Annotated in this window: 11 protein-coding genes; 8 read left to right on the top strand and 3 right to left on the bottom strand. The window is 60.2% G+C overall.

Annotation, left to right across the window (positions count from 1 at the left end; translation table 11 throughout):
- The 3 genes from P792_RS39050 to P792_RS31915 all read left to right on the top strand — a co-directional run.
- Positions 1-331, top strand: a 331-nt coding sequence (locus tag P792_RS39050; protein ID WP_035440227.1) for a cyclic pyranopterin monophosphate synthase MoaC, incomplete at its 5' end; no start/stop codon positions are given.
- Positions 324-593, top strand: coding sequence for a MoaD/ThiS family protein (locus P792_RS31920; RefSeq protein ID WP_235075495.1), 270 nt, complete (start codon positions 324-326; stop codon positions 591-593). The genes P792_RS39050 and P792_RS31920, both read left to right, overlap by 8 nt.
- Positions 594-595: 2 nt before the next feature.
- Entirely contained in the window at positions 596-1,030 is a 435-nt protein-coding gene (locus tag P792_RS31915; protein ID WP_181950280.1) for a molybdenum cofactor biosynthesis protein MoaE, read from the top strand.
- Between the two features lie 10 nt (positions 1,031-1,040).
- On the opposite strand, the gene P792_RS31910 is transcribed toward P792_RS31915, so the two are convergent.
- Positions 1,041-1,826, bottom strand: coding sequence for a sulfite exporter TauE/SafE family protein (locus P792_RS31910; protein ID WP_023979414.1), 786 nt, complete (start codon positions 1,824-1,826; stop codon positions 1,041-1,043).
- A 198-nt stretch (positions 1,827-2,024) separates the two neighbouring features.
- On the opposite strand from P792_RS31910, the gene P792_RS31905 reads away from it, so the two are divergent.
- The 3 genes from P792_RS31905 to P792_RS31895 all read left to right on the top strand — a co-directional run bounded on the left by P792_RS31905 (position 2,025) and on the right by P792_RS31895 (position 4,900).
- Positions 2,025-3,524: a leucyl aminopeptidase gene (locus P792_RS31905; RefSeq protein WP_023979413.1), complete on the top strand. Its 1,500-nt coding sequence runs from the start codon at positions 2,025-2,027 to the stop codon at positions 3,522-3,524.
- A complete protein-coding gene (locus tag P792_RS31900; protein WP_023979412.1) occupies positions 3,521-3,967 on the top strand; it encodes a DNA polymerase III subunit chi in 447 nt (148 codons plus the stop codon). The genes P792_RS31905 and P792_RS31900 overlap by 4 nt, the downstream gene beginning before the upstream one ends.
- A gap of 153 nt (positions 3,968-4,120) precedes the next feature.
- On the top strand, positions 4,121-4,900 hold the full coding sequence (locus P792_RS31895) for an acetoin reductase (RefSeq protein WP_023979411.1): 780 nt from the start codon (positions 4,121-4,123) through the stop codon (positions 4,898-4,900).
- Positions 4,901-4,982: 82 nt separating this feature from the next.
- On the opposite strand, the gene P792_RS31890 is transcribed toward P792_RS31895, so the two are convergent.
- Positions 4,983-6,380: an L-serine ammonia-lyase gene (locus tag P792_RS31890; protein WP_023979410.1), complete on the bottom strand. Its 1,398-nt coding sequence runs from the start codon at positions 6,378-6,380 to the stop codon at positions 4,983-4,985.
- A gap of 301 nt (positions 6,381-6,681) precedes the next feature.
- Positions 6,682-7,695 carry a cupin domain-containing protein gene (locus tag P792_RS31885; protein WP_023979409.1) on the bottom strand — a complete coding sequence of 338 codons (1,014 nt, stop codon included), beginning with the start codon at positions 7,693-7,695 and terminating at the stop codon, positions 6,682-6,684.
- A 189-nt stretch (positions 7,696-7,884) separates the two neighbouring features.
- Here P792_RS31885 and P792_RS31880 point away from each other — a divergent pair, with 189 nt between their 5' ends.
- Together P792_RS31880 and P792_RS31875 are read left to right on the top strand one after the other, a co-directional pair.
- Entirely contained in the window at positions 7,885-8,730 is an 846-nt protein-coding gene (locus tag P792_RS31880) for an aldo/keto reductase (RefSeq protein ID WP_023979408.1), read from the top strand.
- 125 nt (positions 8,731-8,855) lie between these two features.
- Positions 8,856-9,131, top strand: coding sequence for a hypothetical protein (locus P792_RS31875; RefSeq protein WP_023979407.1), 276 nt, complete (start codon positions 8,856-8,858; stop codon positions 9,129-9,131).
- Positions 9,132-9,422 lie beyond the last annotated feature (291 nt).

Raw genomic sequence — 9,422 nt, 5'->3', positions numbered from 1 at the left:
ACTCACCGTGGCGCAGCTTGCCGGTATCATGGGAACGAAAGCGACATCACAGCTTATTCCACTCTGTCATCCGCTCTCGCTCACAGGATGCAAGGTGGACATCACGATCGACGGTCATGATGCCGTGATCGATTGCCGGGTAAAATGCGAAGGCAAGACCGGTGTGGAGATGGAAGCACTCACGGGTGCCACGGTCGCCGCCCTGACGCTTTATGACATGTGCAAGGCGCTCAGCCACGACATGGTCATTCACGAGGTGCGCCTGATGGGAAAAAGCGGAGGCAAGCGTGATTTCAGCCACGAACCCGGCCACGGGTCCGGCAATGTCTGAAACCGCCACCATGACCGGACCGGCCTGCGTGACGCTCGAATATTTCGCCCAGCTATGCGATGAGGCCGGTTGCCCGACTGAAACCGTCACCACAGAAGCGGCTACACTTGCAGCGCTTTATGACGAATGTTCCGCCCGGCATGGCTTCAGCCTCCCCCGGATGCGCCTGCGTGTGGCCGTCAATGCCGCCTTCACGCCGTGGGATCACAGGCCTGTCGATGGCGACCATATCGTGTTCATCCCGCCAGTTTCGGGAGGTTGACCATGTTCCTTCTGACCGAAACCCCGATCGAGCCAGACAGCGTCGCCCGCGTCTTGAGGCGCAACGAGGCGGGTGGTTACTGCAGTTTCGAGGGATGGGTGCGCAATCATAGCGAGGGACAGGCCGTGCTGGGCCTCGATTATCAGGCCTATCGCCCCCTTGCAGAAGCGGAGGCGGCGCTCATCCTGCAGGAAGCAGAAAGCCGGTTTGATATCGTGGCCGTCTCGGCCATTCATCGTATCGGCAGTCTCGGGCTCGGGGATATGGCGGTATGGATCGGGGTTTCAGCCGCCCATCGTGATGCAGCCTTCGTCGCCTGCCGCTATGTGATCGACGAGATCAAGCGCCGTGTGCCCATCTGGAAACGTGAGCGCTATGCCGATGGCCATTCCGAGTGGATTGCCTGCCACGATACCGAGCCCTCACCCGAGCTGTGATCGGTGGGCCTCAGACGAGGCGCCACCCGACAATAAAGAGCACCGCTGCCAGAACGGAGCGTTGCACGCGCTCATTGACCTGCCCTACGCACAGGCTGCCGAGCACGATGCCCGGGATCGAGCCGCAAAGTAGCGAGACCAGCATCGGAATCTTGACCGCCCCCAGATACCAGTGCCCCATGCCCGCAATCAGGGTGAGCGGTACGGCATGGGCGATATCCGACCCCACGAGGCGTGCGGTGCTGAGCGACGGGTAAAGCAGGATCAGCACAGTCATGCCGATCGCCCCTGCGCCAACAGAAGACAGGGTGACCATCACACCAAGCACAGCACCAAGCACCACGGTCAGCGCCGCCGCCGCGCCGGAGGAGAGCTCGCCCGCATGGCGATGGGACCAGGCCTGCAGCTCCTTGCGAAAAAACACGCTGGGCGCCGTAATGAGCAGAGCCACGCCAAGGGCTGTCGAGACCAGACGCGTCGTGTCGTGAGACGGGCTGCCATACCAGTGCAGAAACAGCAGTGAGACCAGCGTCGCAGGCAGACTGCCAGCCAGCATGCGGAACACGACACGCCATTCTACCGCACCACGATGACCATGCACCAATGTACCAACCGATTTGGTGATGGCCGCATAAAGCAGATCCGTGCCCACAGCAGCCTGGGGATGCACCTTGAACAGCAGAATCAGCAACGGTGTCATGAGGGAGCCGCCACCCACACCGGTCATGCCGACCAGAAAGCCCACACCGAGACCGGAGAGTACGTAGAGATAATTGAGGTCGGCAAGCAGTGACATGAACGGGCCTTGAAGCACGAAGCGATGGGAGAGACGGGACTAGGCCATATTTTCGGGCAACAATCAACGTTGATAGTGGTTTGAATTAAATAAACGATTTTGTATCGTTATTAACGGCCAGGAGGCGGCACTGCGCCTTGCCTTATCCGGTCGCGATGACGATAGTGAGGGCCTTCTCAGCTACAGACCGGAAAGATCATGCTCGATATCCAGATCCAGGCCCCTTTTCCAATCCTGCAGGGCAAGGGCGCCCCGGAATCGGAGCAGACCCTCGTCCTGCTGACTGGCCCCGAATTCGATGTGGCTGATGGTCCGTTCTCGCATCTCGATGCCGCAACGGGCGGGGCGCTGCGCCGGGCAGTTGCCATCTCGCGCTTCAAGGGGCAGCGCGACCAGAGCTGTGTCCTGCTTGCCCCCTGTGCGGCGTTGGCCCGAATCGTCCTGATCGGTTGCGGTCCCGAGGACGAGCTTGATATTCCGACGATGGAAGCCGCTGGTGGGCAGGCTGCACGTGCCGTGCGTGACACCACCCATGCCGATCTTGCCTTTGCGGGTCGCTGCGCCGCGTTCGCCGCCCATGCTGCCTATGGCGCCACGCTGGGCCGCTACAGCTTCGACCTCTATCATACCGACGAGGCGGAAAACGCACCGCAGCTTCAGCGCCTGCATCTGGGTGTCGCCGAGATCGACGCTGTGCGTGAAGCATGGGAGAGCCTGAAGGCTGTGGCGGCAGGTGTGTTCCGCGCCCGTGATCTGGTGAGTGAGCCGCCCAACGTTCTGAACCCGCCCGAATTTGCCCGTCGTATCGAGACATTGCGCGATCTCGGAGTCGAGGTGGAAATTCTCAACGCGGCAGCATTACGCGAACTCGGCTTTGGCGCCCTGCTGGGCGTGGCGCAGGGCAGCGACCAGGAAGCCCGCGTGGCCATCATGCGCTATCGGGGTTCGGACGAGGCACCGCTTGCCTTCATCGGCAAGGGCGTGACCTTCGATTCCGGCGGCATCTCCATCAAGCCGGCTGCCGGTATGGATGAGATGAAAACCGATATGGGCGGTGCGGCCGCCGTTGTCGGTGCGCTTGAGGCCGTGGCACGACGCAAGGCAGGCGTCCATGTGATCGGCGTGGTGGGACTGGTCGAGAACATGCTCTCGGGCAATGCCCAGCGCCCCGGCGATGTTGTGCGCAGCTATGCTGGCAAGACCATCGAAGTGCTCAATACCGATGCAGAGGGGCGTCTGGTTCTCGCCGATGTTCTGGCCTATGCTAAGGCACGGTTTGCGCCACGCCTGATGGTCGATCTGGCCACGCTGACCGGCGCCATTGTCGTCAGCCTCGGCCATGTGCGTGCCGGGCTGTTCAGCAATGACGACGCGTTGGCCAACGCAGTTTTCGAGGCTGGTGAAACCACGGGTGAGGCCGTCTGGCGCATGCCGATGGGCAAGGCCTATGACCGGCAATTGCGCTCGGACATCGCCGATATGAAGAACATTACGGGCCGCCCTGGCAGTTCGATTACAGCCGCGCAATTCCTGGCACGTTTCGTGGGTGACACACCCTGGGCGCATCTCGATATCGCAGGCGTGGCGTGGCGCAGCGACGCGGCACCGCAATGCCCCAAGGGCGCAACCGGGTTTGGCGTGCGTCTGCTGGACGCGCTCGTGCGTCATCATGAAGAGGCAGACAACAAGGCCTCATGAGCGATATCGGCTTCTATCATCTGACGCGCACGACGCTGGAAGACGCCTTGCCGCCGCTATTGGGCCGCACGCTCGAAGCGGGGCAGCGTGCCGTCATCCGGTGTAGCGACGCGGCACAGGTAAAGGCACTGGACGAGGCTCTCTGGAAGGCGAAATCAACCCTATGGCTGCCTCATGGCAGCCAGCGCATGGGGTTTGGGCCGCGTCAGCCCATCTGGCTGACCAGGGGAGACGATGTCCCCAACGGCGCGCGCTTCCTCTTCCTGCTTGATGGCGGTGTCGAGGACGGGCTGGAAACATTCGAGCGTATCTTTACCCTGTTCGACGGCAATGATCCGGAGGCTGTTGCGAGGGCCCGGGCACGCTGGAGCCTTGCCAAAAAGGCCGGTCATAATCTGGCCTACTGGCAGCAGCAGGAACGCGGATGGCAAAAAGCGGGATAAGCCCGCGATCCGACCAGACACGAAACGTTTCGCTTGTCACAAGAGAGTTAACCTCTCGATCCTCTCCCCCAATTGGCCGTTCATGCTCCTGATAAAGGGCCATGTGACATGCCTCTTCGGCTGTTGCCCGCCCGCATAAGAAGGGGAACAGCCATGTCACTCAATGGAAAAGTCGCCCTCGTTACCGGTGCCGCTCAGGGTATCGGTCGTGGTATTGCGCTTAGACTGGCGCGCGATGGCGCCGATATCGCTCTGGTGGATCTCAACACGGATCGGCTTGCACAGGTTCGTCGTGAGGTTCAGGCGCTGGGACGCAAGGCCAGTGTCTCGGCGGCCGATGTAAGCCAGCGCGATGCCGTTTATGCCGCCATTGATCACGCGGAAGCGGAACTGGGCGGTTTTGACATCATGATCAACAATGCGGGTATCGCACAGGTGAACCCGATTGCCGATGTAGCGCCTGAGGAAGTCGAGCGTATTCTGCGCATCAACATCCAGGGCGTTCTCTGGGGTATCCAGGCTGCTGCGGCCAAGTTCAAGGCACGAGGCCACAAGGGCAAGATCATCAATGCCTCGTCCATTGCCGGGCATGACGGTTTTGCGATGCTGGGTGTGTATTCCGCCACCAAATTTGCCGTACGCGGCCTGACACAGGCCGCCGCCAAGGAATATGCCAGCGCCGGCATCACGGTAAACGCCTACTGCCCCGGCATTGTCGGCACCGATATGTGGGTCGAAATCGACGAACGGTTCTCCGAACTGACCGGTGCAGAAAAAGGACGCACCTACGAGAAGTTCGTTGAAGGGATCGCGCTGGGCCGTGCCCAGACGCCGGACGATGTGGCGGCTCTCGTCTCCTTCCTGTCAGGTGACGACTCAGACTACATCACGGGTCAGTCGATCCTGACGGATGGCGGCATCGTTTATCGTTGATCATCCCGGCCGTCAGCCCGGTCACACATCTGGCTGACGGTTCAGAATCTTATGGCCAACTTGTCAGTCAGGCGAGGCCGGATCAACACTCCGGCAGATTCACTGCAAGGCCGCCAAGCGATGTTTCCTTGTAACGCTGGTTCATGTCACGACCGGTTTCTGCCATCGTGCGAATGACCTGATCCAGCGAGACAAGATGGGCCCCGTCGCCATTCAGGGCGAGTGAGGCCGCATTCACCGCCTTGACCGCACCAAAGGCATTACGCTCGATACAGGGGATCTGAACCAGACCGGCGACCGGATCGCATGTCATGCCCAGATGATGTTCCATCCCGATCTCGGCAGCATCCTCGATCTGCTCGGGGGTTCCTCCCAGAGCGGCTGCCAGCCCCGCTGCCGCCATGGATGACGCTACGCCCACTTCACCCTGACAGCCAACCTCTGCGCCGGAAATCGAGGCATTCAGTTTAAACAGCCCGCCAATGGCCGAGGCAGTGAGCAGAAATTCCCGCATGGCCTGGGTCGTCCCGGGCGATGCGAGCGGCGCGCAATAGTCACGATAGTAACGCAGGACCGAGGGAATGATGCCTGCTGCCCCATTGGTGGGCGCCGTGACGACGCGCCCACCGGCTGCATTTTCCTCATTCACTGCTATGGCAAACAGGCTGATCCAGTCCATGATGGCATGGGCCGAGCGCATATTGCTGCGTTCATGCGCACAGAGCTTTTCGTGCAAGGCATGGGCACGACGGCGTACCCTGAGCCGTCCCGGCAGAATGCCTTTCTGCATGATTCCGCGTTCGATACAGGCCAGCATGACCGCGATGATCTCATCCAGATAGTGCTCGACTTCCGAACGGGGGCGCAGGGCACATTCATTAGCCATGACCAGCGCAGCAATGCTCAGATTGTGGGTACGGGTCTGTTCCAGCAATCCGGCCCCACTGGTGAAAGGATAGGGCACATCAGGCTGCGCGTAGCCTGCACTCTCGGTCACGCTTTCCGACACGATAAAACCACCGCCGACCGAACAGAAACGGGCGCACTCAAGTACCTCTCCTTCGGCCGAAAGCGCCTCGAATTGCAGGGTGTTAGGGTGAACAGGCGGCACGCTCTCCCGATCGAGCACAAGATCATGAGCCGGGTCGAAGGGAAGTATACGGTCGCCATAGCCAACGTGTTTTGTACGCATGACGCGCTTGACAATCCCGTCCGCCTGATCGGGATCGACCGTCTGGGGCAGCTCACCGCACAGGCCCAGAATAACGGCCTTGTCAGTCGCATGCCCTTGGGCTGTCCAGGCAAGGGAGCCGTAAAGCGTGACGCGCAGGCGGGCGATTTCCAGCAGGCGAGTTGTTCCCGCCGAGGCATCAACTTCTATCAGCGCCGCGATGAAACGCTGCGCTGCACGCATAGGGCCAACAGTATGGGAGGAAGAGGGTCCGATACCGATCTTGAAAAGGTCGAACAGGCTGATCATGCGCGTCTCATGGGGTCGATTATACCAGTATGGCCACCTGCCGGGCCACGTTCATTTCGGGACAAAGTTAGGCTGACGAACCGCCGAAATGCTTCTCGCTCTCCCGACGCTATCTGACCCTAAGGGATTTTGACACCACGTTAATCAGGCAAGCTCTAGCTCCCGACAACCCAACATACCCCTCGTCATCCTGTCTGATAAGAGGCGCACTGATCTGCTGTGACCGCTGCCCTCTGTCATTGCGGCGCATGAGAACGACCACCTGTTGTGGTTTTATGGGACGTCCTCAGGCGATTAGCCTTCAGTGCGTTCCGGACCGTGCAGGAAAAGCCACGATACGCCCAGACGACGCATTTTCCCGCCGGGCAAGACCCGCAACGACCCCCACGTCGACACAGAGATGCGCCGCGATGTCCTCGGCAGAACTGGCGGCCAGCCATTGCGGCAGAGACAGGTCGTGATAGTGATCGGAACGAAAAATTTCGAGCAATCGCACGGGGCGATCGCCATCATTACGAACGAAATACCCTTCGCCGCGTGGCACATAGGCCATCACGCCGGGGCGCAGGGTGGCGTTATGCTGACGGCACCCTTTAGGCAGGCGGGTAAGCTGCCCCTCACCGTCGAGGCATATCTGCCAGACAGACGTATTGAGGTGCCAGTGCAGATCGGTACGGCAGTCCGGCTCGATCTCGACCAAGGCGGCAGACAAGGCATCCGGGTCGCAGAAAACATCGGCCTCGACCACGCGCAGACTGCCCCACCAGGTACGCTCCGCCTCCTGAGCCATGAGGCTATGGTGGAAACCGGCATGGGAGAGCGGCTGCCCGGAGAGATCCGGCATCGCATCCCGCCCCGCCTCCGGCTCACGCCCCCCTACGAACGCGACAACACTGGCCTGTCCTCCCGGATGGCAATGGAACCAGGCTGAAACCGAGGCAGGCACGCTCCAGACATCCCCTTCATGGAGGGTCATGCTCCGGATAGACGCACTGGCATGCGGACGCATGCTGAGTGTTGCACACCCTGCAACGACCATCCCCCAGCCAGAAGCCGGGCATGCTGTTGCCGCACCATCGATCGAGGCGCCAAGCACATGATGGTTTACCCTCACGTCGCGTATACCGAATGGCGCGACCCGCTCGGACCACGACCAGCCTTCCTCCTGCGCGGTGGTCAGGGACTGATCAGCCCTGCGTGCACGCGAACGCATCGCCCACCCGCCTGTTGATCGCCGCGCGGAAAAGAACCCTGGGGCTCCCGTCGGCACAGCACCAAGCAGGCGCTGGAAAACGTTATGGTCAAAAGACGCCATGAGCGGCCTCCTTTTCTCAAGAGCGCTGACGATACGCTTGCGGGGCGCGTCGGCTCTCCCCCGACAGCCTAACGCCAAAGGAGGTTATGGCTGCACGAGCTCACGAACTCGTGATTATTCCGCAGGGAGAACTGCCGAACGCCGCCTGAACTGTGACGCTTGATCTCCTGTATTGAAAAGGAAGTTTTCATGAAAACCGTGAGATTCAGTGATGGGACGACCGTGCCTGCCCTGGGCATGGGAAGCTGGAATATCGGCGACTCGACAGCCGGAAAGACCGAGGAGATTGCCAGCCTGCGCGCCGGTCTTGATCGCGGCCTGAAGGTGATTGACACAGCCGAGATGTACGGCAATGGGCGCTCGGAACGTCTCGTGGGTGAGGCCATTTCGAACCGGCGATCAGACGTTTTTCTCGTGAGCAAGGTCCTTCCATCGAACGCCACGTTTGATGGCACCATCCAGAGTTGTCAGACATCTCTCAAGCGGTTGGGCACGGATCATCTCGATCTTTATCTCTTGCACTGGCAGGGCGGCGTCCCGCTGACGGAAACCGTCGAAGCCTTCGAAGCCCTCATTGAGAAAGGTCTCATCAGGCGCTGGGGCGTATCGAATTTCGACACCGAAGACATGCAGGATCTCGAAGGCGTAACCTCGGACTGCGCGGCCAATCAGATTCTCTATAATCTCGAAGCACGCGGTGTTGACTATGACCTGCTGGCGCGCGATCGGGCAGCTGGCATTGTCACCATGGCCTACTCACCTCTGGGGCAGGGAGGCGATCTGCTGGCCAGCCCGGTTCTGGCAGAGATCGCCCGGGAGCATGAAACGGCCGCCGGCCCAGCCACTCCGGCCCAGATCGCTCTGGCCTGGACCTTGCGAAACGCCAATGTTCTCTCGATCCCCAAGGCTGGAACCCTGCGTCACCTGCAGGAGAATATCGCCGCCCTGTCGATCACCCTGCGTGACATTGATCTCGCCCGTATTGACGCCCATTTCCCGCCACCGCGTCGCAAGACATCGCTCGAGATGATCTGAACGTGAAGATCAGGAACAGCAAACCCGGACGCTTAGTTAATAATTAATTTGGATATACAGTGAACAGAACGATATTATGATGGAACAAATAGATTCATTCATCATAGTGGAAAGCCGGATAACTGATGACACATGAAGAATTTGACAAATTCATGGCTGTACATCCCGACCTTGTCGAGCAGTTCCGCAAGGATCGCCGCATATGGGTGTCCCACATACCAAGCGTTCAACTGCGCAGCTTCACGGATCATCTGAGCAGGCTTGTCGGCTGCGCTCTGGTCTCGACCCAGATCGAGCCTGAACTCGAATTCGTGTTCTATGATCCCGACGCTGACGGCAATTCCGACAATGAACTGCTGGATATCTCCCATGAACGTGCAGGCGATTCGATGAGGGTCTGAACGATACTCTGCCTCGCGCAGCCTGGCTCTTCACGAACCGAATGGCCGGGCGACGAGGCAGCGCGTGTTACCTCAACAGGCCCTGGGAGAGGCTATACTCGCGGCAGCCTCCGAGACAACGACTGGATTGGGTGATCCACGAAACTGAGGTAATAAGACGTTTCGTCGCACCCCGTCCTGTCAGGAATTCCCCTGCTTCCGCTCGTTGCTCTCATTCTGTTGCCCTTGTGCGCCATCGTGAGGCTGGCGCTTGGCGCTATTCCAGGCAGCGGCAGGCAGGCTGTGCCAGGC

This window comes from Asaia sp. SF2.1 (assembly GCF_000505765.1).
GTDB classification, from domain to species: Bacteria; Pseudomonadota; Alphaproteobacteria; order Acetobacterales; family Acetobacteraceae; genus Asaia; species Asaia bogorensis.
This window is presented reverse-complemented; position numbering and strand designations above follow the sequence as displayed.

Excerpts from the sequence above, each read along its gene's own strand:
- P792_RS31920 (WP_235075495.1), top strand. The coding sequence starts at position 324 with ATGTCTGAAACCGCCACCATGACCGGACCGGCCTGCGTGACGCTCGAA.
- P792_RS31915 (WP_181950280.1), top strand. The coding sequence starts at position 596 with ATGTTCCTTCTGACCGAAACCCCGATCGAGCCAGACAGCGTCGCCCGC.
- P792_RS31910 (WP_023979414.1), bottom strand. The coding sequence starts at position 1,826 with ATGTCACTGCTTGCCGACCTCAATTATCTCTACGTACTCTCCGGTCTC.
- P792_RS31905 (WP_023979413.1), top strand. The coding sequence starts at position 2,025 with ATGCTCGATATCCAGATCCAGGCCCCTTTTCCAATCCTGCAGGGCAAG.
- P792_RS31900 (WP_023979412.1), top strand. The coding sequence starts at position 3,521 with ATGAGCGATATCGGCTTCTATCATCTGACGCGCACGACGCTGGAAGAC.
- P792_RS31895 (WP_023979411.1), top strand. The coding sequence starts at position 4,121 with ATGTCACTCAATGGAAAAGTCGCCCTCGTTACCGGTGCCGCTCAGGGT.
- P792_RS31890 (WP_023979410.1), bottom strand. The coding sequence starts at position 6,380 with ATGATCAGCCTGTTCGACCTTTTCAAGATCGGTATCGGACCCTCTTCC.
- P792_RS31885 (WP_023979409.1), bottom strand. The coding sequence starts at position 7,695 with ATGGCGTCTTTTGACCATAACGTTTTCCAGCGCCTGCTTGGTGCTGTG.
- P792_RS31880 (WP_023979408.1), top strand. The coding sequence starts at position 7,885 with ATGAAAACCGTGAGATTCAGTGATGGGACGACCGTGCCTGCCCTGGGC.
- P792_RS31875 (WP_023979407.1), top strand. The coding sequence starts at position 8,856 with ATGACACATGAAGAATTTGACAAATTCATGGCTGTACATCCCGACCTT.